At 42.5% G+C, this 207-nt stretch carries 1 protein-coding gene; it reads left to right on the forward strand.

What is annotated here, in order from left to right; genetic code table 11:
• The coding region (locus AABK37_RS42355) for an IS4 family transposase (protein ID WP_432557325.1) at positions 1–202 on the forward strand (202 nt) is incomplete at its 5' end.
• Positions 203–207 lie beyond the last annotated feature (5 nt).

Raw genomic sequence — 207 nt, forward strand, 5'->3', positions numbered from 1 at the left:
TATCAACAAAAATCCAATCCCACCCAAAAAGCCGCCTTCTTTACGCCAAGCAGTACGAATGATTGCAATATTAGGTGGCTTTTTAGGTCGAAAGGGTGATGGAGAACCTGGTGTTAAGACTATTTGGCGAGGATTACAGCGATTACACGATATCGCTGCAACCTGGAAACTACTCCACCAGAATTGTCAAATATGTATTTAGCGATC

It is taken from the genome of Tolypothrix sp. VBCCA 56010 (assembly GCF_050875635.1).
In the GTDB taxonomy this organism is placed as follows: domain Bacteria; phylum Cyanobacteriota; class Cyanobacteriia; order Cyanobacteriales; family Nostocaceae; genus Hassallia.